The following is a 24,592-nucleotide window of genomic DNA, read 5'->3' as shown; positions in this document are numbered from 1 at the left end:
ATTTCTAACTGGTTATTATCATATAACAGCAGCTCTTATTATGCAACACCTTTTTTAGAAAATTCTTCTTAATCTATTTTTTAATTACTGGTAAACCCTGTTAATTCAACATTTATACGAAAAAATATGTATTATAAGGTTCATATAAACCGTTTTATTTATATAAACTGTTGTGAAACACAAAAAAGATGAGCTGCCTTCTTAGCAAACAACTCATCCTTTTCATTTATTTTAGTTCCTCTGTTTTAAGAAGTCGGTAGTGCTTTCCAATGCTTGCTCCAATTCACTGGTCGTTCCTGTAAATGGATGAACCGCATTAAACGTGTGGCTCGCTCCAGGTATGTTCATCAGTTGAGAGAACTGGGCGGCAGACGCCATTTTCCTTGCTCCTTCTGTGAGCCACTCCCGGTCTTCTTCGCCTTGTACGGTGAGGACAGGAATATTCATCCCATTAAGCTGATTTAAAATAGCAAACCGGTCTTTATTTTCTTCTATATCTTGAAAAAAATTGTCCCTCAGTGGCATCTGTTGTTTCGTGCGCGCGTTTGGAATATAAGTAATACCTTTCTCATAGACTTCTTTTTTGACCTCTTCCCCGAGAAAATCAACATCCCAGATTCCATTCCACGTAACCGCTGCCTTAATCTCTCGATGTTCGGCGGCAAATAGAAGCGCACTCCCCCCACCGCGGCTGTGGCCGATAATTGCGATGTTTTCCAGGTCAAACGTATCCGCATATGGAAGATTGCGGCCCTCGATATGTTCAAGCAGCGCTTTCAAGTCCAACAGTTCCCGTGAAAATGTGTTTACCGCAAATTTCTCTAATTCATCGAAATCTGTTTCTTTTACCCCGTTACAGGAAAAGTTAAAACGAATCGCATGGAACCCCTGTGCCGCTAAATAATCAGCCGCATAAGGGAAAAAACCCCAATCTTTGTGCCCTTTAAAACCGTGACAAATGATGACGACAGGACGTGTTGACCTTGAGCCGTCAAGCGGCGTATGAACATTGCCGCGTACATACAAGTTATCACCGAGTGCGATTTCAAATGATCGCTGTTCTACTAGATTTGCCACCAAAAACCCCTCCTTTTCTGTCATCTTAACATAGAGGAGAACTCTTCCTTATTTATGCGCTTCAACAGGTTTTTGAGAGGGAGAAATGTTTCTTTCTCTATCGGCGACTTCAATGGAAAACAATTCTTTTGTGCATGTAGCTGTCACACCAAGGATAATGAGTGAACCTAACACGACACCAATCCAGCCATACATGGACCAGAGCCAACCGTAATATACACTGCCTAAACTTCCTCCTAGATAATAAGAAGTCAAATAGAGGCCGGATGCACTCGCTTTCGCTGTCTCCGCATGTTTGGTCACCCAAGCACTAGAGCAGGAATGGGCAAAAAAGAAGCCAAAACTAAGCAGCAAAAGTGCTGTTATGATAACCACGAAGGAAGGAAGTAACATCAGCAGAAGGCTTATAGTCATTAATAAGATACCTATAAACATACACGTTGTCTGCTTCCATTTTTGTGTCAATTTACCGGCAAGCGTAGAGCTGACGGTTCCTGCGGCATACGTCAAAAACAATAAGCCAAGAATGGCAGTTGATACATGAAACGGTTCTCCGTGTAAATAGTACGTAATAAAGTTAAAAATCCCAATAAATACAAAAAAGTGTAAACCACCAATCAAGTATGCATAGCGAAGCGTTGGATTTTTTAGGTGGGCGATGTTATCTTTCCATACTTCTGTAAAATGAAAAGAACGCGATGTAAACTGTCGGGATGGTGGGAGCAGTACATACACAAGTAAAAAGAGAAGAACGCTGACAGCAGTGACAGCGAGAAAGGCTGTACGCCAATCCCATACCTCCGTGAAAACGCCGCTTAATACACGACCGCTCATACCTCCAACACTATTACAACTAATATATATCCCGACTGCTGCAGTCATGGCGCGCACTTTATATTCCTCGCTCATGTACGCCATGGCCGCAACCGGAATTCCGGCAAGAGCCGCCGCCTGAAAAACACGTGCTGCCAAGAGCCATGCAAACGTCGGCGCCTGGCTGATCGCAAAAGTTCCAATGATCCCAAGACCCATTGCAACAAAAATAATATTTCGCCGTCCGTACGCATCGGAAAGAGCAGTATAAAAGAAAAAGCTAATCCCGAGCACAAATAATGCTATTGATATCGTTAAACTGGATGTCGTCTCAGAAATGCCGAATTCGTTTGTAAACATCGGCAGCAGCGGCTGCGGAAAATAAATGTTAGCAAATATTACAAAAGAAGCTATTCCGAGAGCCCCTGTCGCCCGCCAAAATGCTTTCGTTTTCACATCAATCATTCGTGATTGCCTTCTTTCATGCTTAGTTTGTCCTTTCTTTTTACTGTATCATTGTTATTATGATAAAAAAAATATATAATTTTTATTGTATCTATTCATTTTCGTTATAAAAAGAAAGGAATGATGTCCCGCAATGGATGTGAAACAATTACGTTATTTTCAAATGGTAGCCGACCAAGAGAGTTTTACAAGAGCTGCCTCCTCTCTTCACGTTGCACAACCTGCGATCAGCCGCTCTATCAAATTATTGGAGGACGAACTTGGGATGCATCTGTTCATTCGTGAAAAACGCCGCGTCCATTTAACCGCCGCGGGCCATATATTAAAAAGACATGCTGATATTATTTTAGCTCAAGTACAGAAAGCAAAACGGGAATTAATTGAAGTAAGAGAGGGAATTCGTGGAACGGTACAGATCGGCATTCCATCGATGGCAGGATCTTATTACTTTCCTGAAAAGTTAGCACAATTTAAGCGGCGTCATCCAGCCTTTTCAATCGAGCTGGTCGAGGCAGGGACGACAGATATAGAAGAAGCGATCCTTGCAGGTGATTTGGAAATGGGAACCGTCGTCACCCGGGATCATGCTGAACTTGAAATTCATCCCTTTCTAAAAGAACCGTTAATGATGGTTGTCTCCCGCGACCACGCTTTTGCTTCCCGCTCCACAGTCACTTTACAAGACTTGGCTCAGGAACCACTTATTTTGTTTAAAGAAGGTTACTACCAGCGGAGAGTAATTGAAGACGCGGGGGAACTCACGGGAATTACTCCGGAAATTGCCTTTGAAACCAATCAGATATCGATGGCGAAATCCCTGACCGCCCGTGGATTCGGCATTACCGTGTTTCTAAACATGGTCGTCCGTCCTTATGAAGAGGAATTGACCGCTATTCCCTTTGAGCCGCCAATTGAATTAACCCTCGGGATTGCACACACAAAAAACACCCCTCTCTCTCATGCTAACGCCGCCTTCCTGCGCTTTTTAACAACATGAGAAAGAGAGATTGTTAGAAATAATAGTCGTACGCTTGATATGGATCAGGACAAGCCTTGAAATCAGCAAATCGCCCAATATATAACCGCGTCATTACCCTCGTATGAAGTTGTCAAAACAGAAAACAATGAAAGAACAGCCTCATCCTCATAGCTGACCTCGACCACAGCCCTCTGTCTCTTACTGATCACGAAGGGGTATTCTTTCCCTGGCTGTGCCTGGTTCTTGTTCTGCGGTTTCTTCTGGCTGTTCCAATCGCTGGTGTGCCTCTTCCAGTACCTTGTAAAATTGATCTGGTTGTTTTTCTACATAAAGTGCCTGAGAAGGGTATGCGATTTCCGCACTTTCCTCTTCTAGTATTCTCATAATCTCTAAGTTCATTTCCTGCTTGACCTCGGTCCATTCGACCCAAGCAGTCGTTTTCGTGAAGAAATACAAATAGAGCTCATACGAATAATTTTTCAACTCGTTAACGTTTACGATGATCAATTCATTATCGATTGCATCGTGTTCATGCAGCATTGTTTTTATACGAGCCACAATTTTTTCCAACTGCTCCCGTGTGACCGAGCGTTCCAAACCGATCGTAAACGTAATTAAACGCTTGTTCATCTGTGACCAGTTCGTTATCGGTTCATGAGCAATCGTTTTATTCGGTACGATTACAATTGAATCTTCAAATGCACGGATTTTCGTACTTCGAAATGAAATATCCTCCACAATTCCTTCCACGGTTGGAGTGGCGATCCAATCTCCTTTCTTAAACGGACGCTCCGTGACGATAATAATCCCGCCGAGAAAATTACTGAGCGTATCTTGTGCAGCCAGCGCGAATGCCAGACCGCCAAGCCCGAGTCCTGCAATAAAGCCATTCACGTCATAACCAAGCTCAAAAGCAACGATCGTAATCGTAAGCGCAACGATGACAAAGCGCAAAAGTCTGGATAGAAACGGAATGAGCATGCTGTCTTTGCCGTCTTCAATTTTGTGAGACACTTTGAAAAACAGATTGGAAGATGCCCCGGCAAAATTATAAAAACCCCAGCCAATCACCACAATAATGAGTGCACGGTAAAGCGTATTTATCGGTGCCATCTGTTCGCGCGGGATTGGCAAATACAGCAACGCTAAGTAGATTCCAAGTACACCGATAAAAAAGTGAACCGGACTCTCAAAAGAGGTAAGTAAGTTTTTAAAAATCGATGGGGCCTTATGTGTTATTTTGATAATGAGTTTGAAAATATATTTCGTAAATATTTTTCGAAATAAAAAAACGAGCAAAAAGATAACGAAGGCAATGCCAATATCTATCCAAGGCAGTTCAAAAAGCCACTCTTTTGCATTTAATAAAAAATCCATATCTTCCCCTCCCCTATGTACGGCTTGCTCCATCATTTATATTTTATCATGTGTACCTAGTCTTTCAATCAAGAAGAGGAAGCTGTTGCTTTAAACCAGCTTCCTTTTCTTCTCTATTTGTTATTGTGGACGTATCGACCGTGATCTGGTACAGCAACTTTCTCAAAGTTCTTTACTAGCCAATCGAGTCCATCTGTTAATTCTTCCCCTAACGTCGGCCAACCATGTCCCGTAATAGCTGCGGATGGGTGTAAGGCATTCAGTTTTTTCACGGATTCAAAAGAGGCTTCCCAATCCGTAGTGAAGTAACGCGGCGGGCCTTGGAACTCTTTTTCTTGAGTGAACACTTTATAAAGCTCGTCCTGCTTAACCGTTATGAAAGCGTCACCTGCAATCAACATGCGGTCTTTGTCCCGAAATAACGAGATGTGTCCGGGAGTATGACCGGGAGTATGATACCAACGCCACTCTGGCAACCCCGGTATCGTACCGTCCGCAGGGAGTTTTTTCACTCTGGCTCCTAGGTTAACCGGTTCGTCCGGAAACATAGCTGATATTTTTGCAATTGTTCCGCCTTCTACAGTCGGATCTGGTTCTGGATAACTAGATTGCCCTGTTAAATACGGAAGTTCTTTTTCATGAGCGTAAACGGGGACATCCCATTTTTTGACAAGCTCCATAATAGATCCCACGTGGTCGAAATGGCCGTGCGTGAGAATAATTGCCTTCGGGTGGCTATTTTCCCCGAAGCACGCGTTCGCTTCGTTTATAATGTTATCCGCTGATTTCGGCATCCCGGTGTCCACAAGTACCCAGTCATGTGGCTCTTTTGCCGTACCAATAAACGCGACATTGACAATCTGCGTTGTAAAACAATAAACATCTGGCATAACCGGCTGTCCCGCGCCGCTCGCGACTGATGTCATTGGAATATACGTGTTACTCATACGCTTTTCTGTCACTGTAAAACCTCCCCTCTTACTTCTTTTCGTATTTCCCATTGTTCCATGACTTAAACTGCTTCTCACATATGTAGGTACTGCCAACCTGCAATGCCCTCATCTGTAACAAATAACTCGTCCAAAACAAAAAAACTGTCCAAGAGTAATTTAACCCGTTGGACAGTCTTTATTGAAGCGTTACCAATAGTGACTAATTTGTAACCATGGACAAAACTGTTTGCAGTACGACGTTCACGCCTCTTTCACAATCTTCCCAGGACGTTAATTCGTCTTCATCATGACTTTTACCGTTTACACTTGGAACGAAGATCATCGCAGATGGGATGTAGGTTTGCAGGAACTGCGCATCATGGCCGGCACCGCTCACCATTTTCTTATACGGATAATCAAGGGATTTTACCGCTTTTTCAAATTCGTTTACAACGTTTTCATCAAACCATACCGTGTCACGGCTCCACAGTTTAGTAACATTGACATTGCACTCTTCTTTGCCTGCAGAAGTAGTCAATCCATGAATGATCTCTTCAACTTGTTTAATGGTCTCAGCATCCTGGTGTCTTGCTTCCAAAGAAAAGACAACTTTGTTCGGAATAACCGTATGAATATTCGGAGAAACGTTTACACGCCCCATCGTATAGACAAGATTGTCATCAAGCTTGCTTAATTTTTCACGTGCTTCAGCGATGAGATTATTAGCTGCGAACAACGCGTCTTTTCGCATGGGCATCGGTGTCGTACCAGCGTGGTCAGATTCCCCATTTACTTCGATATCATAACAAACCATACCGAGTACGCATTCCACCACACCAATCTTAAGATTTTCTCTTTCAAGTACTGGTCCTTGCTCAATATGAAGTTCCAAAAATGCTTGCGCTTCTTTGAGACGATTCGCTTCATCTCCAGCGTAACCGATTTCATTTAGAGCTTTTTCAAATGTAACGCCTTCTGTATCTGTAGAAGCCATCATTTTAGACTTATCAAATTTACCTGAGATAACACCAGAAGCCATCATTGATGGTTCAAAACGCGCGCCCTCTTCATTCGTAATGTTCGCCACAACAACAGGCACTTCAGGGGTGATATTGTTGTCAACAAGTGTACGTACAACTTCCAAACCAGTCAGTACTCCAAGCACTCCGTCAAAACGGCCGCCTTTTTTAACAGAATCTAAATGAGATCCTATAACAACCGGCGGTTTATCGTTATTCTTACCGGCAAGAGTCGCATACATATTCCCCATGTCGTCCACCTTGACTGTCATTCCTAACTCTTCACAGCAGGAGCGAAAATGATCTCTTGCTTTTTTGTCTTCTTCAGATAGAGCAAGACGTGTAACACCGTTGTTCTCCGTCCGTCCAAAATCAGCGAATTCTTCAATCGTGTTTTTTAAACGCTCGCCATTAATCAAGATTTGTTGTGTATTCACATTGCACACTCCCTTAAAATACTTTTTGGTTTTGATGATATCAATATGTATATCAAAACCTTAATAATTTAATTATCTCACAAAATATTTTTTGTGGCTACTCTTTTTTATTTATTTTCAAAAAACTACTTACATTAGTCAATTTCATAATTCAAGTACAGTTATTAAAATACGAACAATTTGAAAATGCTATCGAACAGTTGATTTCCACGGCAGGCGGACGCTTTCCACGGGCATGGCTTGAGCCTTCTCATTCGCTTCGCCCATTGCGAAGTGTCAAAACTCATGCTATTCCGTTGGAGTCGCCGCCTTTCGTTGCAATCAACAGGTAGTATTCGCTGTTTTAGGAGAATGTTTAAACAGCTATTTTATATGATTGTTCGTCTCTCTGGCGTTATTAAGCACTTATGAAATTGATTCACATATCGATCAAAAAAGCCCTCGATTCCGGTGTTTCTCCGTTTACATCGAGAGCTTTGTTCAGTAACCGTCTATATATTTACTTCTGTGCCGCTATTTCAATCTCCTTTGTTGGCCATGTATCACAATTTTCGGCCATATCCCAGAACATATACTCAAAGCGGCTTGTATTTAACACGATTTCCTCGAGGGCTGCTAATTCATGTTCCGGCTTTCCAGAAGCGGCTCGGTTCAAGAGCGTCTTGCAGTCCTCTGCAATCTTTGTGAACTCATCTGAAGAATAAGTGCGAACCCAATCCCCATAAAAATCATGGTTAAGGGCTCCGGGCCACCTCGCTAATTCTTTTCCAATATAATTATAACTCCACGCACAGGCAAGTACCGAGGCGATGACATTCTCAACTCCGCCACGCTGAGAGACATTCAACATGTAACTCGTGTATGCCGTCATAACCGCTGAAGCTTCCGTGTTTTCAAGTTCTTCGTTCGTAATCCCGAACTTAGCAGCGTAGTCACGATGCAGATCCATCTCAAAGTTCATTGTGCCATGCAACAAATTCGCAAACGTTGTCATTGTCTCTAAATTCTGAGCTTTGGCAGCACCAAATGCAAACAGGCGGGAATATTCTACTAAGTAGACGTAGTCTTGTTTCATATAATGCTTAAACTTTTCTTGATCAAGCGAGCCTTCACCGATTCCTTTCACAAATGGATGATCAAGATATGACTGCCAAATCGGCTTGACGCTCTCCCAAATGCGATCTGTAAATAATGTAGTCATTTATTGTTCCCCTTCCATCAGATATTTTCTTAGACCCTTCCATACAAAAACACCCATTCGCACTCACGGGAATGGGTGTTTGCTTAACGATGACAAGACTTGACTAAATCATTATGCAACATCTTTCACTTCCCTTCGCTAGTTCAAGCTAGTGCAGGTTCAAAGGGTCAGAGCAAACTCTTTCTCAGCACCTTCATGATGCTCCCCCAGTGGATCTACAATATTCAGTTGTATCTTGATTGAATCATACAAAGAAGAAAGTTGCAAATAATTCAGCTTGTTCTTATGCCTCATTGATGTCGTATGACGCACTATATGTCAAGCAGAGAAATGGCCTTCTCCGTACAACGCCGCACAACTGTTTTTATTTAAATATCTCTGGATATACTTTGGATGCTACTTCTTCCATTCCTTCGATGATTCTTGGTCCCGGCCGGGAGACGATGTCCTCTTCTGTTAAATAGACATTGTCTTTTTTAACAGCAGGGATCGAAGACCATCCGTCACGCTCTTTAATATTTTTGACAGGATCTTCTTCATAATGGACCGAGGTCAAAATAACCTCCGGGCTTCGGTCAATAACAGCTTCTTCATTAATAGATGACCAGCCTTCGATATCTGCGAATACATTCTCAGCACCAATTAAGTCAAAAAATTCGCCTTGAAATGTGTTTTTTCCTGCTGTCCAAATATCAGGTGCCGGTGAGATCTCAAAATACACTTTTTTCGGTTCTTCCACTGTCTTTGCCTTCGCTACAATGTCTGCTTGTTTTTCTTTCATTTCATTTATTAGTTCGGATGCTTTTTCTTCTGTACCGGTGATAGCGCCGATTTGTTCGATATCTCCGTATACGTCATCAATTTTTGTAGCGGACTCAATTCCGAATATCGGGATACCTGCTTCTTCAAGTGCGTCTAATTGTCCCTCTTCCCCGATCGTGTATGCCACGACAAGGTCTGGATCTTGCGCGATTATTTCTTCTACGTTTACTGTTACACTGTCGGACACTTTTGGTTTATTCTGTACGTCCTCTGGATAGTTACAAAATTCCGTTACACCGGTGATTTGATCCCCTAAGCCGAGTGCATAAAGAATTTCTGTATTGCTTGGCGCTAAGGACACAATGGAGTTGAGTGAACCATCGATTGTTACAGTATTACCAAAATCATCTTCGACCGTCCTCGTTGTCTCGTCAGCGTTTTGTTCTTCCATTAGAGTCCCATCTGATTGTGTTTCTGTGTTGTCCTTATCCTGACTGTTATTCCCGCAGCCTGTTAGAAGAAGAGCAAGCAAAAAGACAGACAGCCATTTCATCCATGTTTTCATTTTTGGCGAATTCCTTTCTTTACGTTGTAAGATTCTGATACAAATTCTTTGCCCTCATAACCTTTCAGCTGGTTCGTCCGCACTGCCATTAAAAATAAAACATTCGCGAGCAAATTCGTGTAATCAAATAATAGCTCAGGTACTTCTTTATCTAGGCTCGCCTTATAGAGTGCGCGGACTGATTTTTTTGCTTCACTTCTTGCGATATGCAAATACATCGCCGCAGTATGGCCGTGTGGAAGAAGAAAGGCCGGTAAATCGCCTGCTTCATCGCGATATTTTTCATATAAACGGTTCAGTTCTGCCAACCTTTCCTCGTGAATTGCCTGTTTGCCGCGGACCGATCCGTTTAAGTGATACGCCATTTCGGTTAAGTAAATAAGATCCGTATGCAGATCAATCTCATCTTCAAGAAAAGAAGCGGCTAACCCGATATGACTAGCGAGCGAATCTGTGCGAATTTCAAAATCAACAATGTTCTTTTTCTCTTTCATGAATGGATAGCATGAGTAACGCTTGTCCGTAACTTTCATAAAATCCCCTCCTATGCTTTCAACTCGATTAAAACGGCTTCACCAAACACTATATCTCAATAGTCAAGAACTGACAATTTCACTTTTTGTTTTTCGTTATTTTTTCCGGATTTCCATGCATGTTTCCTGTTCCGTAACCCATAATAAGAAGGAGTTTTTATTGTTATGGAGGGATACGAATGGATCAACAACAACAGATAAACAACCAAATGAACCAAGGAAAGCAACTTTCCGAGAATATGCCATCTACTGTGAATCACGGAGGCCATGAGCTGTTTGATGCTCATGAAGTAATTGGTGGCGTCATCAGTATGCTTGACCAATATACACTCTATGAACAGCATATCCAAGATCAGCAGCTCAAAAGTATGGCACAGCGCCACACAACTTTCATGATGAATTTGTACAATACAATGCTTGACACGTATCAAACAGGAAAAGACCCGTCGGAGCCTACAAAAACGTATCAGATGACTGAAAGTAATGATGTGTTGTACGGCATGAAGCCCAGCCAGCCGAAAAAACCTATTCAATCCGTTAACGAACTGAATGATGGAAACATTTCCGGCTTCATGATGGGACAGATGAAAGGACTGGCATCGAAAATGACGACGGCTGCTCTTGAAGCGACGAACCCTGTCATGAGAAGGATCTTTGCCGACAGCATCCCAAACATGATCGAAATGGCTTATGAAATTTTCCTCTATCAAAACAAACACGGCCACTATCAGGTGCCGCAGCTTGCCCAAAATGACATGACACAGATCATGCAAAGTTATACAAAAGCTCCTCAGCAGCCGATGCATTAAAGGAGAATCCCGGTATGAGTAAAAAAAAGCAGACAATGGATACCTCTGAAAAAGTTGCCCCTACCATGGATGAAGAAGATTCATACGGGAGAGACGCTACTCAAGAGGAGATCAAAAACGGCGAAAGCACAAAAGTAATACGTCTCTCACTCGACGAAAACGAACCAAGTTAAAGTTAAAAAAAGGTCTGGCTCTGTAAAAAAAGAGTCAGATTTTTTCTTTTCTTGTTTTTCTTTCCACTATTTTCATATAAGATAGTAAAGAAACGCAAAGAGGTGATGATATGCAAAAAACATCAAAAGCCGTGCTTCTTATTATTATCGGCTGCTTTATTTATGCTTTTGGAATTAACTATTTTGCCATCGCAAACCGACTCTCCGAAGGTGGCATGATCGGGATTACGATCGTTACGTTCTACTTGTTTGAGTGGTCGCCGGGACTTGTAAACTTCGTATTAAATTCCGTCTTGCTAGCGGTTGGCTACAAGTTTTTCACAAAGCGGATTACGTTATATACGATTGTAGCCATTATCTTTTCTTCTCTTTTCCTCCATCTGACCGTCAATTGGGCGAGTGATTTAAATGATGATACCTTGCTCGCTGCTTTATTTGCCGGACTTACTGTCGGCCTTGGCCTTGGAATGATTTTCCGGGCAGGGGGAACGTCAGGCGGCTCAGCCATTCTCGCCCGTATCATGCATCAATCATTAGGATGGAGCATCGGGAAAGCTATGCTTGTTATCGATATTACAGTGATCGCCGGTTCGGCTTTCATTATCGGCCAAGAACGCGCAATGTACACGTTAGTAGCTGTCTACATTGGTGCCAAAGTCATCGATATCGTCGTGGAAGGTGCCAATGAACGGACTGCTGTCTTAATTATTTCGAGTTCACCTGAAAAAGTGCTCGAAGCGATAACGGATACAATGGCTCGTGGAATCACGATACTCGAAGGAAGAGGCGGCTATTCGAACTCAACCCAGGAAGTCCTTTATGTCGTCATTAATAAACAGGAAATTGTACAGTTAAAGAGCCTTGTAAAAGAAATTGATCCAGAAGCTTACGTGACCGTACACAACGTTCAAGAAGTTTTCCGCAGCGGGTATAAGGGCAAATAATCCCTCCGTTACGACCGTTTGCTGTGTAAACGCCCAATTTGCTAAAAAATAGGATAGTGTCCCTGTCACTTACCCGATATTCGCATATAGTACTATTAAACCTTTCATAAGAAAAGGTAAACCATGCGAAGGGGGTTATCTCTATGGGTTACGGACACGGATATGGCGGCGGCTTCGCGCTGATTGTTGTGCTTTTCATTCTCTTAATTATTGTTGGCGCCGCTTGGTGCTAAAGAGAAAGATACGCACAGAATTCTTCCTGCCTAGATCAATTTCATCAACATCGCATATAGTGTTACAAACGATTATGGAGGTGTAGTAGAAATGGGTGAAGTTGCAGGAGTAGGATACGGCGGAGGATTCGCCATGATTGTTGTGTTGTTTATCTTGTTAATTATTGTGGGTGCAGCTTGGGTCTAAAGAACAATACAAGGAACGGGATAACCCGTTCCTTTTTCCGTTTTAAGACGGATCCGCAATCATTTCACTCATGTTCTCAGGAATTTCGCTGATCATCCCCGTGTCTTTCAACCACTCCGCTGTCTCTTCCCAAACTTCTAGAGATTGACTGCTAAAATCTTCCTCAGCTGTCATTTTTGGAAGTAAAATTTCCAAACTCTTCTGTTCAACAGCTTTTTCTAGCGGAAAATTGGCCTCATCTTGATTATCTAATAAAATCTGCAATGCTTCTTCAGGATTTTCTTCCATAAACGCAAAGCCTTTTTTAGCTGCACGCCAAAACGCCTTTATCTCTGTTTCTTGTGTTTTCCACGTCTCATCACTTGTAACCGCTGTTAATTCATAATACTCAGGCACTCCGTAATCAACCGGGTTAAAATAGTCAACTTCATGGCCCTGGTGCTCAAGCACGGGTACTTCGTGATTGACGTAAGCACCAATAACAGCATCTGTTTTGTCGGCAATAAGCGCTGATCCTAATTCAAAACCGACGTCGATCATTTCCACCTTGTCTGGATCGCCACCGTCTTCCTTTACTATCGTTCGCAAGAGTGCCTCATTAAGGGCGATGCCCGGATAGCCGACTTGCTTTCCTTCTAAATCCTTCGGTGACTCAAACGCTTTTTCATCTTTAAACACAATATGATTTAACGGAGATCGGACAATCGCACCAGTTGATTTCACTGCTATTCCTTCATTGGCACGTGCTGAAATCACATCTGGTTGGTAATAAAAACCGAGATCGACCTTACCGGCTGCCGCTAAGTTTAACGGATCGGTCGTATTAGCAGGAAATTGTATGTTGACATTTAGTCCCTCCTCGGTGAAATATCCCTTTTCCTTTGCTACATATAAAAAGCTATGTACCGCGTTCGGGTACCAATCCAGCATTACATCGAACTCTTCCAGGTTTTCTTCCGGGTTGCCGACAGCCTGCTCTCCGTTCTCGTTTCCTGTACTTTCCCCTCCGCAGGCACTTAACCATGTTATAAACATGACGGCGATAAACGCTGCACATCGTTTCCTCATATTTCTTTCCTCCATATTAAGATTCTTTTTTCCATCCATACTACTATTGAAAATATAACAATCCCGACTAATGATAAAATAACAATAGGTGCAAAAATCCCGGCACCGTCGAATTGGGTCATCATGCGGCGGCTGAAATATCCCAAGCCCGCCTGTGCCCCGAGCCATTCTCCAATCGCCGCACCGATTACACTTAGAGGGACTGCTACCTTCAATCCGGAGAAAAATTGCGGCAGTGCACTTGGAACATCAAGCTTAAAAAAGATATCCTTCTGTGTCGCTCCCATCGTTAACAACAATTCCCGACTCTCTTTACGACTTGTACGCAACCCATCAAATGTATTTACGGTAATCGGAAAAAAAGTAAATAAAACTGCTACCGCTGCTTTACTCCAGAGCGAATAACCAAACCAAAGAACAAAAATCGGTGCAAGCGCGATGATGGGAATCGTCTGGGATGTGATCATTAATGGATAAAGTGCTTTTTCTACCGTTTTATACAAATACATCATGATCGCTAAACCAACACCAAAGATAGTGGAAAGGAAAAGGCTGATAAGAATAACTGTAAGTGTCGGTGGTAAATGTTCAAGGATTAACAGTGACCTTAACTCCCAAACCTTCATTGCAATGCCTGAAGGTGATGGCAAAATAAATGGTTTGTTCACGATTTGGGCACTGATTTCCCACCCCACTCCTAAAAAAAGTACAACAACAAGCGCGTATCCGTAATCTTTGTATGTCATCATTTTGCATCCACATGAAAACGCTCAAGTAATTGTTCTTGTAAACAAACCATCTCCTTGGTCGCCAGGTCGCGGCGCTTGCGGGGACGGCCGATAGGAATCGGCACATCCTCTAACTGAGTAATCGGTTTTTCTCCTAATACCATAATGCGGTCCGATAAGAATAATGCTTCCGAAACATCATGGGTAATAAATAATACAGTTTGTCGTTCCTCTTCCCAGCGCTGTAATAACCATTCCTGCATGTGCAGCTTGGTCATCGCGTCCAGCGCACTGAATGGTTCATCTAACAGTAAGACATTTGATCCACTTAACGTGGCCCGTAAAAAGGAAACGCGCTGCCGCATGCCGCCTGAGAGCTCGCGTGGATACATACCACCGCAGCCCGCAAGGCCAAATGTTTTCAACAAGGAATCAACTTTCGCATCCGCTTCTTTTTTTGCTGTTCCTTGTATTTCAAGGGGGATTCGACCATTTTCTCGAATCGTCCGCCACGGCAGCAGTAAGTCTTGCTGAGGCATATACCCTACTTCGCCAAAACGGTTTGCGTGCATTTGCCCGTGTATAGCGATACCACCACGACCGGGCTCTTCCAGCCCGGTAATCAGTCGAAACAATGTTGTTTTCCCCGATCCGCTCGCACCAAGGATGCTTATAAACTCTCCTTTTTGGACACGGAATGAAAGATTATCCAGCAATTGCTCTTCTCCGTATCCAAAGCTAACCTTTTGAAATTCTAAGGCGGCTCCTCTCATCGATCATCAAGCCTCTTTCTCTTTATTGGAGTGTGACCAGTTGTAAATAAAGCGAATGAATACTTTTGTATATATAAGCAGTTGTTCTATCGCTACTCGCTCATTGACTGCATGAGCGTTTAAATAATCGCCGGGTCCGTAGATAGCTGCTGGAATACCAGCATCAGCAAACCAGCCTCCGTCTGTAACAGACTGTGAAACACCGGAGGTAACCTCTATACTTTGGATGTGTTTATGCGCAGCGGCAAGTGCTTGGACAGCGGGATGATACGGGTCCACCTCAAGAGATGGGAAGATTTCTCCACGATCCTCAATCATAGAAGCCCCTCCCCATTCAAAGGTCGGCGGATTTTCAGAAAGCCACGGATCTGCGGCTGCTACTTTCAATATGTACTGTTCGATATCGTTTGCAACCGACTCGTATGTTTCATCAGGGTAAAAATGCACAGTGATCCAAAGTCGGCATTCATCTGCGATAAAAGCAGCATGTCTCCCTCCTTCGATGACAGCAGGATTAATCGTATTAATACCTGGCGGATAGCCGGGATAACTTTTTGTCACCGCCCAGTGGTTCTCCAATTCTTTTAAACCGTTTATAATTTTAGTCATTTTTTCAATCGCACTGGCCGCGAATAAACCACCCCCGGCATGAATCATATTTCGGCGCATCGCATCATGGTAGGTTTTCGCGCTTTTCACTGTGATCCACCCCGTGATAACGCCTCCCTGTCCGTGGATCTCTAAATCGCTCGTATCTGTGACAAGCGCAAAGTCGGCTGTATACCCGCGCTCACAGCAGGCAAGCGTCCCCGCCTCCCCAACTTCCTCACCGATAACCGATTGAAAAATCACATCTCCTGGCAATTCGACTCCACTCTCATGCAGCATTCGCAGTGCAAATAATGCACCAGCCAGTCCTCCTTTCATGTCAGCTGCACCGCGTCCTGTGATGAATCCGTCTTTCACTAAAGGTGTAAACGGGTCAACTTCCCACTTTTCATCAGGTGCTATTTCGGCCACGTCTATATGCCCGTTTATAATAAGACTGTTATATGTTTCGCTATCCGTACCTTTCTGAACACCGACTACATTCGGGTCACCGGGATAGACATCCCACATATCGATAGAAAAACCGATCTCTTCCAAATACCTCGCAACAAAGGCTTGTGCTTCCTTCGTATTGCGAGCCGGCGGAGCCGGTGTTTTGTATGTAATTAATTTTTTCAATAAATCAATTAACTCCTCTTGACGCTCATCTACTGTAGCAAGCAGCTCGTTTATCACCTTATCTGACACAATATCCTCTCCTTTGTTTTATCTGACAATTATTCGAATCGCTCCATTGACGAGTTATCTCTTGTCCATCATATAAAAAAACCACCCCCGTTTACGGAAGTGGTTTATAGCCCATGACAAGCAATCCTCAATGATAATCTCGTCATCATTAAACCTCACTTGTTCAGTATGAACAGAACACCGCTTCCTTCCGCTAGTATTAACTAGGTCAAGTTCAAGGGTTAAACCAGGAATTTCACCCGATTCTCTCAGCAATACTGCACCCCTAGTGGTGATACATATTAATTATGGAATGTTTTCTCTAGTGTGACACACATATAAAAATAAAACAAGCACCAGTTCCTCTGTCGACTCATACCTACTCGCGAAAAAAATAGCAGCGCCTACAAATGACGCCGCTAAAACAAACCGACTATTCTGCTACATAGCCGAATATCCACCATCAATTGCAATTTCAGCGCCGGTTACGTAGGATGCTTCATCACTGGCAAGGAATAAAAGGACGTTGGCCACTTCTTCCGGCTTTCCGAGGCGTCCCAATGGAGTCATCCTATTAATTCGTTCAAGTGCTGACGCACTTGACTCCAGTCCCTTGGACATTGGCGTTTCAATGACCCCTGGAAATACGGCATTGACACGGACGCCGTTACGACCGAACTGAGCTGCTGCCGCTTTAGATATTGCTCGAACCGATCCCTTTGAAGCCGAATAAGAATTAAGGCCCATGCCGATCATCGAAGTTACAGACGATAAATTAACAATGGATCCCGACCCATTTTTTTCCATTGCCGGTCCCGTATGTTTCATCCCGAGCATCGTCCCAAATCCGTTTATTCGCGACAAAAGCTCCCAGTCTTTGTAATCCACTTCACTAATTGTTTTTTCTGAAGTTACACCGGCGTTGTTGATCAGGATATCAATTTTCCCGTGTTCCTTCTCAACATCGCGGATAACTTGCTGCCAATTCTCGTCTGACGTCACATCAAGTTTTACACCGTGTATGTTTTCCTCCTGGCTGACTGTTGAAAGCGCATCTTCATTAATATCAGCCGCAACCACAACAGCCCCTTCTGCTGCAAACAATCTGGCTACGCTAGCCCCAATTCCAGATGCCCCTCCTGTAATAATCGCTACTTTTTCTTTCAACCTGCTCATTATACAATCACTACCTTTTATTCAATTTGATTTTGTTCTGCCAATAGACGTTTACATATTTTGGGGGCTGTAATTATATTCGGCAATAGTAGCAATGAAACCGGAATAGCCGTCACTACAATAAACGATTGTATCGAGCCAATACTTCCCTCTCCAAACGAAAGCAAGATGATCGTGACTAGCCCCATAATTACTGCCCAAAAAACTCTCATAAATGAGGATGGGCTGTTGTCCCCGGTAATCGCCATTGCAATCGTTAAAGACATAGAATCGGTTGTCGTCGTAACGAAAATAATCGTAGCGATCAAAAATAGAAAAGCAAGAATCGTACCGAACGGAAGTTGTTGGATAATTGCAATCATCGCAGCCGGCATCCCACCGTCTGCAAGCGCATTTGAAATGGAACCAGGACTTTCCATTTCAAAAAAGATTCCTGATCCTCCAACAACGGTAAACCAAAAATTCATAATAACTGCTGCTAAAACTGAAACAGTTAACACGATTTGACGTATGGATCGCCCACGAGATATACGACTGACAAGAATTGCCATCATCGGTCCATATCCGATAAACCAGCCCCAGAAGAAAACCGTCCAGGATCCGAGCCATTCGGTATTCCCTCGGTACGTGCTCATCCCGACAAAGTTCTGGATATAGACACCCAAAGATGCGAAAAATTGATTAAAGATAAACATCCCAGGACCGAGTATAAGAACAGCGATACATAGCACTACAGTAAGCTGTACATTAAAACTGCTCAGCCATTGAATACCCTTGTCAACACCTGTCACTGCAGAGATGGCAGCAACCGTCACAAGGCCTAATATAATTAAAAACTGCGTCGTAAACGTATTCGGCAAACCAAATAACGAATGTAGCGCATAACCAGCCTGCAGACCGAGAAAGCCGATTGGTCCAATTGTTCCAGCAGCCACTGCAATTACTGATACTGCATCTGCGATAGTGCCAATTATACTTTTATTAAATACCTTTTCCCCAAGAAAGGGGTACAGAAACGCACGTGGCTTCAGTGGTAGCTCACGGTGGTAATGTACGTACATTAAAATGATTGTGCTAAGCGTACCGTTAATGGCCCACGCGAGAAACCCCCAATGCAGAAAGCTTTGGCCAAGTGCAGGGGCCACTGCTTCTTCTGTCATTGTTTCTACTCCTTTTTGTGCAAAATAAGGAGGGGGAGTAAGAAACTGATTCAACGGTTCTGCCGCTGCCCAGAAGACCCCGCCGCCAGCCATCAATGTGCACATGATTATCGATGTCCATTTAAACGTGCTCATTTCCGGTTTTTCTCTTTTCCCCAATTTAATACGCCCATATTTCGAAAAGGCTAAATAAAGAGCGACTAGAAAGAAACCTAAAACAAGAATTTGGTATAAGCTTCCGAAGTACTCTACAGAAAATGCAAAAGACTGATTAACTAATTCTGAAACATATTCTCCATTAATAAAAGATGCAACGACGAAAAGAGTGAGAAAGCCACCGCTAATCAAGAGAACAGGCCAATCAATGGATGTAGCCTTGTGTTTGTGTTTATTCTTCAATGTACCCCTCCTTTCTCCTTACTCGTTCCCTCGTTTTATTATGTACAAAACCCATAGCTTTTTTACATCCTTCCCATTCTTAGTATCTCCCTCTTCTTCCCTACCATACAGAAAGTCAAGGTCAAAAAAACAACAAGGTAAATAATGTAACAAAAAAATGAAAAGACGTAAAGAAAAACACCCTTGAATTTATCCAAGAGTGTTTAGGTATACTCCTAAATTATCGATTGTACAATAGTGTTTGTGCAATGCCGATAAAATATTCTGATTCTCGAATAATGTGATCAATAACTACTTTGGCAGTAGTGTTCCCGCTCACCGCTTGACTATGATATTTGATCTGCCGGCACAGTTCAATAAAACCCTCACTTTGCTCAAGACAAAAAGAAACCAACTCTAATACTTTTTCCATTAAAGTCGGGGGTAACGTCTCCATACGAATTGTAGATTCCATAAAACGGATAACATACTGGTGGGTATCCAAGAGTGAATGTCTCCATTTGTCCAATGCGTCAACAAACTCTTTTTCTAATCCGGACACCAATTCTTTTATAACAACTGTATGCTCTTCTTCCTGATGCTTCCAAAATTCAGCTTCATCGATAACTCGTAAAGGCATTTGCGGACCATAATAAAATTGCAAAAAGCTCGCCTCCTTCATTAACTCTTATCCAATATATGAAGAGGCTTTTTCATTTATTACGCTGCTACCCTCGTAAGTATGGGGTAACCTTTTCGATCGCGCTTTGAAGCAGTTTGCTATTTTTTTCATACATTTTTTTCGCATCATCTGCCTCAGTGGCCAGTGCAAAATTCTCCAAATCTGCCTGGCACTTTTTCATTACTGCCAAAAGTTGTGGTTTTTCCACGGGTCTTGCCTGCTCCAGCTTATCGTCAAAAAGATCAACTGTTAATTGGCCGTAAGAGTCAACCTGCCCGATAAAAACATTTTCAACAGTTACTCCTAATTTTTCCAGTTCCGTTTTTAACCAGCGACGATTGAGCCCAACTGTCGCGAGCGGTTCATCAAAAATTTCACCGTCCATAATGACCGTTTGTGGTTCCTTCGTACCAGGCACCGTTACACCCAAATCTTTTGCTGTTAAAGGCTGGTTCTCTTTTTTTAATAAAACACTAATCCCGCCGGAAGGTTCCAATGTCGCAAACTCAACATCCGCCACTTGAAACACATCCTTTTTACGGAGTGATTCTAGCAATTTATCTGTTGTCATATTTTCTGTTTTCAGGTTGTCTTCCAGAATCTTTCCATCTTTAATAAGTACGGCAGCTTCCCCTTCAATATTCTCACGTGCCGTTTTACTTTTTAATAATACCAAACTAATGAGAATGGGGATAAGGCCAAACACAGCTACTCCGATAATTCCTTCCAGCACACTAGTTTCAAGCCCAATAGTGGTTATCCCGGTTATAGTCCCAACGGCGATGGCAATGACAAAATCAAAAAACGAAAAATCAGTAATGTGCTTTTTCCCTGCTAGCTTGGCAATGACAAAAAGAAGAACGAGAAAGAGGAATGCTCGGGAAGCTACTTCTAACCATGCGGGCAATAGTATTACCTCCTTTCCTAAAACCCTTTATATTGATCTTCTTCCATCTCTAATACAGCTGTTCTCCTTTTTAAACCACGAATGATCTCTTCCAAAATGTTCTGAGCTTCTTGAAAGGTAATCTTTGCGTTTTCATCTTCTGTTCGTAAAGCTAAGCTTTCTAAACCACCTTCGACACTTTTCATATTTGCAAGGCATTGCTTAACATCTGAAGCTACCGTCATGAAATCCCTCCTAACCTTTTGGTTTAAACAAGAGCGCTCCAATCATCGCAAAAATAATCGCTGCAGAGATTCCCGAGCTTGTCACTTCAAACATCCCGGTAACAACTCCAATCAAACCATGTTGCTCCGCCTCGGCCATGGCACCATGAACAAGTGAATTTCCAAAACTTGTGATAGGAACGGAGGCTCCCGCTCCTGCAAAGGCAATTAATGGCTCGTATAACCCGAAACCATCTAAAATGGCTCCAATTACAACGAACGTACTTAACGTATGAGCAGGAGTCAGTTTAAATACATCAAACATAATTTGACCAATTACACAGATAAAACCACCGACAACGAATGCCCAGAAAAAAATCATGATTCTGCCTCCCCTTCGTCCCACTCAATGGAAACAGCTTGGGCAATGCAGGGGATCGTTTCATTTTGTTGAACCGTGAGCGGAGACAGAAGCGCCCCGGTGGCTGTAACTAACATCCTCTTGATTTCACCCTTTTTCATCCGGTTGAGCAGATGACCATATGTCACGACTGCCGAACATGCCGTCCCGCTTGCCCCAGCAAGGACAGGCTGCCCTTCTCGGTATATCATAAGCCCGCAGTCTTGGTACTGTTCCTCTGTTATTTCCACCCCGTGCTTATGAAATAAATCCAATGAAACTTCACGGCCGATATGACCGAGGTCACCAGTTGCGATAACATCATAATAGGAAGGCTTGATATTTCGTTCTTTTAAATGCGTTTCAATGGTATCTACAGCAGCCGGTGCCATCGCTCCCCCCATATTATTCGGATCCGTCATTCCCATATTAACTACACGACCAATAGTTGCTGAAGTAATGGCCGGACCCTTACCGTCATCACTAACAAGAGCTGCTCCCGCTCCGGTTACCGTCCATTGTGCAGTTGGAGGTTTTTGAGTACCGTATTCTGTCGGAAACCGAAATTGTTTCTCCACTGCCGTATTATGACTGGATGCCCCGGTCATAATATAGCGAGCTCCCTTTGTATTCACAATATAGGCAGCAAGTGCCAATCCTTCCATCGATGTTGAACAGGCACCAAATAGTCCGAAATAGGCAGAGCCAAGTGTCTCAGCTGCAAAACTGGTCGGAGTCATCTGATTAATTAAGTCCCCCGCCATAAAAAACTGTATATCTTCTTTCTTAAGGCCGACCTTATGGAGAGCCCGTTCACATGCTTCTTCCATTAAAACTTTGTGAGCTTTTTCATAAGTATCCTCATTCAACCACAAATCCCCGTGCAAAAGGTCAAAGTCATCAGGAATAGCTCCTTTTGCTTCAAACGGACCACCGACTGTTCCAGTAGAAATGATTATGGGTCTATTGGCAAATTCCCATGTTCGGTGCCCAACCAGCATTAGAATCCCCCCCATTGCGTGATAATTGTTTTTATAATCGCAACGACAAATGCAGAAAAGGTTCCGAATAAAAGAACCGAGCCGGCTAGTTTAAACATATTACCGCCTACTCCAAGCACCAAGCCTTCCGATCGATGTTCAATAGCAGAGGAAATAACTGCGTTACCAAAGCCGGTGACCGGGACTGCTGTACCAGCACCGCCAAATTGGGCAATCCGGTCATATATCCCAAAGCCAGTCAACAGAAGTACAAGGAATATGAGTGTCGCAATCGTTGGGTTTCCTGCTGTCTCTTCCGTAAAATTAAAATTATAAATATAAAAAGTTTGAATGCCTTGCCCGATAAGACAAATCGTCCCGCCTGTCAGAAAAGCTTTTACACAGTTTTTAAAAACGGGCCTATTCGTTTCACGTTGTTTTTCAAATGTCTGATATTCTTGCTGTACTGGTGTTAAATTCTTTTTTTTATTGTTGGCCATAGCATGACTGCCCCCTTTTTATGTTTTTTCTTCTGCTAGTTCTTTGATTTGTTGAATACGTTGCTGCCAATTTTTCCGCTCAAGGGGCTCCTGCTGATTTTTCTCCTCCAATTTACCAACTTCTAAATAAATCTTATAATCGGCTGACGCATTTACTTTTTTATCTGGGTGCATCTGTTTTAAATCGTTTTTTATTTTTTTCTCTAAGCTTTTTATTTTAAAGCGAGCGAATTGGTCGAGCTTGATTCCAACGAGAATCACTTCATCCGTATTCACTGCTTTTACATCTGTGATTTCTTTGCTGGCCATCAATGCTTTTTTTGTTTGTATAGAAGGCGATTGGTCAAAAGGTTCTTGCATATGTACCGTGGTTAGCCCACTACTGCTATCCCCTTGATCTCTCTGTTCATCCATACAAGCAGCAGTGACTACCATTATGAGTATTGTCGCCAATAAATGTGGTGCTTTTTTCATGCTGAACACTCTTTCTTTTTCTCATTTTGACAAAGAGAAGGAGGCTGGTTCGTCTCCCCTGTCCTCCTCCTCGTTCTTTATTACTGTTTATATTGTGGTTCTTCCTGTTCAATCTGCTGAACACGAGGTGCTACATTGTCCACTAACTGTTGTGTTTGTTGTGCCGCGTTTTGGTACATTTTTTTGGCTTGTTTATTTTCTGTCGCAAGCGCAAACGATTCAAAGCTTGCTTGTGCACTTTTTAAATTAGCCATTGTTGTTTTCAAGTCACTGGCTACTGTCATATCTTACACCTCTTCTTTCGTTTTTTAGGTTTGAGACGTACATAAATTAGAATGTTACGAACTCCTGCTTTTTATGCACCAATGACAACTGCTTTTTAACAAGATGACATAATAAAAAAAATTAGATTGAACATTCTATAATAGAACTAAGAAAAAGGAGGACGAAAAATGGGATTATTCAGCGGGAATCAAAAGCTAGAACCGATGCATTATGGAGAAGTTTTCGGGGTATGGACAGCACTATCTGTTGCAAAAGGACAACTGGCTGCTTATCAAGTGTATTACAATCACGCAGGAGATGAGGAATTAAAAAAATTCATCAGTGACATGGTGGACAACCTTATAAAACCCACGATAGAGGAGAATGAAATACTGTTAAAACAAAATAGTGTAGGCCTGCCTGTTGCTCCTCCAGAGAAGTCCGAGGCCAACCGTGAAGATATCCCGATAGGAGCACGGATCATGGACCCGGAAATTGCCACTGCTGTTTCAAAAGATATTGCCCAAGGGCTGATTGCGGACAGCCAGTTGATCGGCCAATGTATTCGTGAAGATATTGCCATGATGTACGGCCAGTTCCACATGAAGAAAGCGCAAATGGGAGCGAGGCTGTTAAAAATTATGAAAGAAAAGGGATGGCTGGTCCCACCCCCGCTTCATAAAAGCAGTAAATCAAATCAAACAGATTAACTACAAAAAGCTGTTCCATCTCAGCGCCAATACTGAGTTGGAACAGCTCTTCAATTATCGAATCATCCACTTCTCTTCCGAGAGTAAGTTCTATTTTCTCTGTATGGATAGTTAACTCCCAGGAGGTCTCAGTTCTTGAATGCCAGATAATTTCCCATGCTTGAACCCTGGCAATAAACCAGCATATTATGATAGTAATTTGAACGAAATTAACGATAGGTAGCGCCATCTTTGTTTTTTGGTCGTAGCAGCAGGGAAATAATCGCGCCAATGGATATAGAGGGCGAATTGGGGGATTCATATAAAAGAAACCCATACAAAAAAAGTTGCCAGCATAGTAAGGTGACAACTTTTTTATCATTTGCCTGGCAACGTCCTACTTTCACAAAGGGCTGCCCCTTCATTATC

At 42.8% G+C, this 24,592-nt stretch carries 30 protein-coding genes and 2 riboswitches; of the genes, 7 read left to right on the top strand and 23 right to left on the bottom strand.

Annotated features, from left to right (window positions below):
- Positions 1-231: 231 nt before the first annotated feature.
- Both LOR49_RS04805 and LOR49_RS04800 read right to left on the bottom strand, forming a co-directional pair.
- Positions 232-1,077 carry an alpha/beta hydrolase family protein gene (locus LOR49_RS04805; protein ID WP_240375024.1) on the bottom strand — a complete coding sequence of 282 codons (846 nt, stop codon included), beginning with the start codon at positions 1,075-1,077 and terminating at the stop codon, positions 232-234.
- A 48-nt stretch (positions 1,078-1,125) separates the two neighbouring features.
- Positions 1,126-2,355 (bottom strand): MFS transporter, encoded by a 1,230-nt coding sequence (locus LOR49_RS04800; RefSeq protein WP_240375023.1) that lies wholly within the window; start codon positions 2,353-2,355, stop codon positions 1,126-1,128.
- 133 nt (positions 2,356-2,488) lie between these two features.
- Between LOR49_RS04800 and LOR49_RS04795 the strand changes: the two genes are divergently transcribed.
- On the top strand, positions 2,489-3,352 hold the full coding sequence (locus LOR49_RS04795) for a LysR family transcriptional regulator (RefSeq protein ID WP_240375022.1): 864 nt from the start codon (positions 2,489-2,491) through the stop codon (positions 3,350-3,352).
- A gap of 180 nt (positions 3,353-3,532) precedes the next feature.
- On the opposite strand, the gene LOR49_RS04790 is transcribed toward LOR49_RS04795, so the two are convergent.
- The 6 genes from LOR49_RS04790 to LOR49_RS04765 form a co-directional block, all read right to left on the bottom strand.
- Positions 3,533-4,711: a mechanosensitive ion channel family protein gene (locus LOR49_RS04790; protein WP_240375021.1), complete on the bottom strand. Its 1,179-nt coding sequence runs from the start codon at positions 4,709-4,711 to the stop codon at positions 3,533-3,535.
- Positions 4,712-4,824: 113 nt separating this feature from the next.
- The gene (locus LOR49_RS04785; protein ID WP_240375688.1) at positions 4,825-5,658 is read right to left on the bottom strand and encodes an MBL fold metallo-hydrolase; all 834 of its coding nucleotides are present in this window, start codon (positions 5,656-5,658) and stop codon (positions 4,825-4,827) included.
- A 205-nt stretch (positions 5,659-5,863) separates the two neighbouring features.
- The gene (locus LOR49_RS04780; RefSeq protein ID WP_240375020.1) at positions 5,864-7,099 is read right to left on the bottom strand and encodes a Zn-dependent hydrolase; all 1,236 of its coding nucleotides are present in this window, start codon (positions 7,097-7,099) and stop codon (positions 5,864-5,866) included.
- A gap of 499 nt (positions 7,100-7,598) precedes the next feature.
- The gene (gene tenA, locus LOR49_RS04775; protein WP_240375019.1) at positions 7,599-8,300 is read right to left on the bottom strand and encodes a thiaminase II; all 702 of its coding nucleotides are present in this window, start codon (positions 8,298-8,300) and stop codon (positions 7,599-7,601) included.
- Positions 8,301-8,413: 113 nt separating this feature from the next.
- Positions 8,414-8,518, bottom strand: a riboswitch (TPP riboswitch).
- Between the two features lie 146 nt (positions 8,519-8,664).
- On the bottom strand, positions 8,665-9,627 hold the full coding sequence (locus LOR49_RS04770) for an ABC transporter substrate-binding protein (protein ID WP_240375018.1): 963 nt from the start codon (positions 9,625-9,627) through the stop codon (positions 8,665-8,667).
- Complete coding sequence (locus LOR49_RS04765; RefSeq protein WP_240375017.1) at positions 9,624-10,160, bottom strand: ATP:cob(I)alamin adenosyltransferase; 537 nt, start codon at positions 10,158-10,160, stop codon at positions 9,624-9,626. Before LOR49_RS04765 ends, LOR49_RS04770 begins: the two co-directional genes overlap by 4 nt.
- Positions 10,161-10,339: 179 nt before the next feature.
- On the opposite strand from LOR49_RS04765, the gene LOR49_RS04760 reads away from it, so the two are divergent.
- From LOR49_RS04760 to LOR49_RS04740, 5 genes are all read left to right on the top strand, one after another.
- Positions 10,340-10,969 (top strand): spore coat protein, encoded by a 630-nt coding sequence (locus LOR49_RS04760; RefSeq protein WP_240375016.1) that lies wholly within the window; start codon positions 10,340-10,342, stop codon positions 10,967-10,969.
- 14 nt (positions 10,970-10,983) lie between these two features.
- Complete coding sequence (locus LOR49_RS04755; RefSeq protein WP_240375015.1) at positions 10,984-11,142, top strand: hypothetical protein; 159 nt, start codon at positions 10,984-10,986, stop codon at positions 11,140-11,142.
- 110 nt (positions 11,143-11,252) lie between these two features.
- A complete protein-coding gene (locus LOR49_RS04750) occupies positions 11,253-12,086 on the top strand; it encodes a YitT family protein (RefSeq protein WP_240375014.1) in 834 nt (277 codons plus the stop codon).
- A 143-nt stretch (positions 12,087-12,229) separates the two neighbouring features.
- Positions 12,230-12,319 carry a YjcZ family sporulation protein gene (locus tag LOR49_RS04745; protein WP_240375013.1) on the top strand — a complete coding sequence of 30 codons (90 nt, stop codon included), beginning with the start codon at positions 12,230-12,232 and terminating at the stop codon, positions 12,317-12,319.
- 91 nt (positions 12,320-12,410) lie between these two features.
- Complete coding sequence (locus LOR49_RS04740) at positions 12,411-12,506, top strand: YjcZ family sporulation protein (RefSeq protein WP_240375012.1); 96 nt, start codon at positions 12,411-12,413, stop codon at positions 12,504-12,506.
- A 42-nt stretch (positions 12,507-12,548) separates the two neighbouring features.
- On the opposite strand, the gene LOR49_RS04735 is transcribed toward LOR49_RS04740, so the two are convergent.
- The 14 genes from LOR49_RS04735 to LOR49_RS04670 all read right to left on the bottom strand — a co-directional run bounded on the left by LOR49_RS04735 (position 12,549) and on the right by LOR49_RS04670 (position 23,494).
- Positions 12,549-13,574 carry an ABC transporter substrate-binding protein gene (locus LOR49_RS04735; protein WP_240375011.1) on the bottom strand — a complete coding sequence of 342 codons (1,026 nt, stop codon included), beginning with the start codon at positions 13,572-13,574 and terminating at the stop codon, positions 12,549-12,551.
- Positions 13,571-14,323 carry an ABC transporter permease gene (locus LOR49_RS04730; protein ID WP_240375010.1) on the bottom strand — a complete coding sequence of 251 codons (753 nt, stop codon included), beginning with the start codon at positions 14,321-14,323 and terminating at the stop codon, positions 13,571-13,573. Before LOR49_RS04730 ends, LOR49_RS04735 begins: the two co-directional genes overlap by 4 nt.
- Entirely contained in the window at positions 14,320-15,075 is a 756-nt protein-coding gene (locus LOR49_RS04725) for an ABC transporter ATP-binding protein (protein ID WP_240375009.1), read from the bottom strand. The genes LOR49_RS04730 and LOR49_RS04725 overlap by 4 nt, the downstream gene beginning before the upstream one ends.
- A gap of 6 nt (positions 15,076-15,081) precedes the next feature.
- Positions 15,082-16,371: an acetylornithine deacetylase gene (locus LOR49_RS04720; protein ID WP_240375008.1), complete on the bottom strand. Its 1,290-nt coding sequence runs from the start codon at positions 16,369-16,371 to the stop codon at positions 15,082-15,084.
- Positions 16,372-16,539: 168 nt separating this feature from the next.
- A riboswitch (TPP riboswitch) is annotated at positions 16,540-16,648 on the bottom strand.
- Between the two features lie 143 nt (positions 16,649-16,791).
- Positions 16,792-17,526, bottom strand: coding sequence for an SDR family NAD(P)-dependent oxidoreductase (locus tag LOR49_RS04715; protein WP_240375007.1), 735 nt, complete (start codon positions 17,524-17,526; stop codon positions 16,792-16,794).
- A gap of 17 nt (positions 17,527-17,543) precedes the next feature.
- Positions 17,544-19,085 carry a BCCT family transporter gene (locus LOR49_RS04710; RefSeq protein WP_240375006.1) on the bottom strand — a complete coding sequence of 514 codons (1,542 nt, stop codon included), beginning with the start codon at positions 19,083-19,085 and terminating at the stop codon, positions 17,544-17,546.
- Between the two features lie 220 nt (positions 19,086-19,305).
- Entirely contained in the window at positions 19,306-19,728 is a 423-nt protein-coding gene (locus LOR49_RS04705; RefSeq protein ID WP_240375005.1) for a DUF2935 domain-containing protein, read from the bottom strand.
- A gap of 64 nt (positions 19,729-19,792) precedes the next feature.
- A complete protein-coding gene (locus LOR49_RS04700) occupies positions 19,793-20,653 on the bottom strand; it encodes a DUF421 domain-containing protein (protein ID WP_240375004.1) in 861 nt (286 codons plus the stop codon).
- Positions 20,654-20,670: 17 nt separating this feature from the next.
- On the bottom strand, positions 20,671-20,877 hold the full coding sequence (locus LOR49_RS04695) for a DUF1657 domain-containing protein (RefSeq protein WP_240375003.1): 207 nt from the start codon (positions 20,875-20,877) through the stop codon (positions 20,671-20,673).
- 10 nt (positions 20,878-20,887) lie between these two features.
- Positions 20,888-21,238 carry a stage V sporulation protein AE gene (gene spoVAE, locus LOR49_RS04690; RefSeq protein ID WP_240375002.1) on the bottom strand — a complete coding sequence of 117 codons (351 nt, stop codon included), beginning with the start codon at positions 21,236-21,238 and terminating at the stop codon, positions 20,888-20,890.
- A complete protein-coding gene (gene spoVAD, locus LOR49_RS04685; RefSeq protein ID WP_240375001.1) occupies positions 21,235-22,257 on the bottom strand; it encodes a stage V sporulation protein AD in 1,023 nt (340 codons plus the stop codon). Before spoVAD ends, spoVAE begins: the two co-directional genes overlap by 4 nt.
- Positions 22,257-22,736 (bottom strand): stage V sporulation protein AC, encoded by a 480-nt coding sequence (gene spoVAC, locus LOR49_RS04680; protein ID WP_240375000.1) that lies wholly within the window; start codon positions 22,734-22,736, stop codon positions 22,257-22,259. Before spoVAC ends, spoVAD begins: the two co-directional genes overlap by 1 nt.
- 18 nt (positions 22,737-22,754) lie before the next feature.
- The gene (locus LOR49_RS04675; protein ID WP_240374999.1) at positions 22,755-23,210 is read right to left on the bottom strand and encodes a YhcN/YlaJ family sporulation lipoprotein; all 456 of its coding nucleotides are present in this window, start codon (positions 23,208-23,210) and stop codon (positions 22,755-22,757) included.
- A gap of 80 nt (positions 23,211-23,290) precedes the next feature.
- A complete protein-coding gene (locus tag LOR49_RS04670; protein WP_240374998.1) occupies positions 23,291-23,494 on the bottom strand; it encodes a DUF1657 domain-containing protein in 204 nt (67 codons plus the stop codon).
- 168 nt (positions 23,495-23,662) lie between these two features.
- Here LOR49_RS04670 and LOR49_RS04665 point away from each other — a divergent pair, with 168 nt between their 5' ends.
- Positions 23,663-24,184 (top strand): DUF3231 family protein, encoded by a 522-nt coding sequence (locus LOR49_RS04665; protein WP_240374997.1) that lies wholly within the window; start codon positions 23,663-23,665, stop codon positions 24,182-24,184.
- Positions 24,185-24,393: 209 nt separating this feature from the next.
- On the opposite strand, the gene LOR49_RS04660 is transcribed toward LOR49_RS04665, so the two are convergent.
- Positions 24,394-24,592: hypothetical protein (locus tag LOR49_RS04660; RefSeq protein WP_240374996.1), on the bottom strand; the 199-nt coding region annotated here is incomplete at its 5' end.

Source organism: Bacillus piscicola (assembly GCF_022458745.1).
GTDB lineage: Bacteria > Bacillota > Bacilli > Bacillales > Marinococcaceae > Alteribacillus_A > Alteribacillus_A piscicola.
This window is presented reverse-complemented; position numbering and strand designations above follow the sequence as displayed.

Coding starts and splice junctions, on each gene's coding strand:
- LOR49_RS04795 (WP_240375022.1), top strand. CDS start 2,489: ATGGATGTGAAACAATTACGTTATTTTCAAATGGTAGCCGACCAAGAG.
- LOR49_RS04800 (WP_240375023.1), bottom strand. CDS start 2,355: ATGATTGATGTGAAAACGAAAGCATTTTGGCGGGCGACAGGGGCTCTC.
- LOR49_RS04730 (WP_240375010.1), bottom strand. CDS start 14,323: ATGATGACATACAAAGATTACGGATACGCGCTTGTTGTTGTACTTTTT.
- LOR49_RS04740 (WP_240375012.1), top strand. CDS start 12,411: ATGGGTGAAGTTGCAGGAGTAGGATACGGCGGAGGATTCGCCATGATT.
- spoVAE (WP_240375002.1), bottom strand. CDS start 21,238: ATGATTTTTTTCTGGGCATTCGTTGTCGGTGGTTTTATCTGTGTAATT.
- LOR49_RS04665 (WP_240374997.1), top strand. CDS start 23,663: ATGGGATTATTCAGCGGGAATCAAAAGCTAGAACCGATGCATTATGGA.
- LOR49_RS04695 (WP_240375003.1), bottom strand. CDS start 20,877: ATGACGGTAGCTTCAGATGTTAAGCAATGCCTTGCAAATATGAAAAGT.
- spoVAC (WP_240375000.1), bottom strand. CDS start 22,736: ATGGCCAACAATAAAAAAAAGAATTTAACACCAGTACAGCAAGAATAT.
- LOR49_RS04745 (WP_240375013.1), top strand. CDS start 12,230: ATGGGTTACGGACACGGATATGGCGGCGGCTTCGCGCTGATTGTTGTG.
- LOR49_RS04765 (WP_240375017.1), bottom strand. CDS start 10,160: ATGAAAGTTACGGACAAGCGTTACTCATGCTATCCATTCATGAAAGAG.
- LOR49_RS04785 (WP_240375688.1), bottom strand. CDS start 5,658: ATGAGTAACACGTATATTCCAATGACATCAGTCGCGAGCGGCGCGGGA.
- LOR49_RS04755 (WP_240375015.1), top strand. CDS start 10,984: ATGAGTAAAAAAAAGCAGACAATGGATACCTCTGAAAAAGTTGCCCCT.
- spoVAD (WP_240375001.1), bottom strand. CDS start 22,257: ATGCTGGTTGGGCACCGAACATGGGAATTTGCCAATAGACCCATAATC.
- LOR49_RS04725 (WP_240375009.1), bottom strand. CDS start 15,075: ATGAGAGGAGCCGCCTTAGAATTTCAAAAGGTTAGCTTTGGATACGGA.
- LOR49_RS04735 (WP_240375011.1), bottom strand. CDS start 13,574: ATGAGGAAACGATGTGCAGCGTTTATCGCCGTCATGTTTATAACATGG.
- LOR49_RS04670 (WP_240374998.1), bottom strand. CDS start 23,494: ATGACAGTAGCCAGTGACTTGAAAACAACAATGGCTAATTTAAAAAGT.
- LOR49_RS04675 (WP_240374999.1), bottom strand. CDS start 23,210: ATGAAAAAAGCACCACATTTATTGGCGACAATACTCATAATGGTAGTC.
- LOR49_RS04715 (WP_240375007.1), bottom strand. CDS start 17,526: ATGAGCAGGTTGAAAGAAAAAGTAGCGATTATTACAGGAGGGGCATCT.
- LOR49_RS04770 (WP_240375018.1), bottom strand. CDS start 9,627: ATGAAAACATGGATGAAATGGCTGTCTGTCTTTTTGCTTGCTCTTCTT.
- tenA (WP_240375019.1), bottom strand. CDS start 8,300: ATGACTACATTATTTACAGATCGCATTTGGGAGAGCGTCAAGCCGATT.
- LOR49_RS04750 (WP_240375014.1), top strand. CDS start 11,253: ATGCAAAAAACATCAAAAGCCGTGCTTCTTATTATTATCGGCTGCTTT.
- LOR49_RS04790 (WP_240375021.1), bottom strand. CDS start 4,711: ATGGATTTTTTATTAAATGCAAAAGAGTGGCTTTTTGAACTGCCTTGG.
- LOR49_RS04760 (WP_240375016.1), top strand. CDS start 10,340: ATGGATCAACAACAACAGATAAACAACCAAATGAACCAAGGAAAGCAA.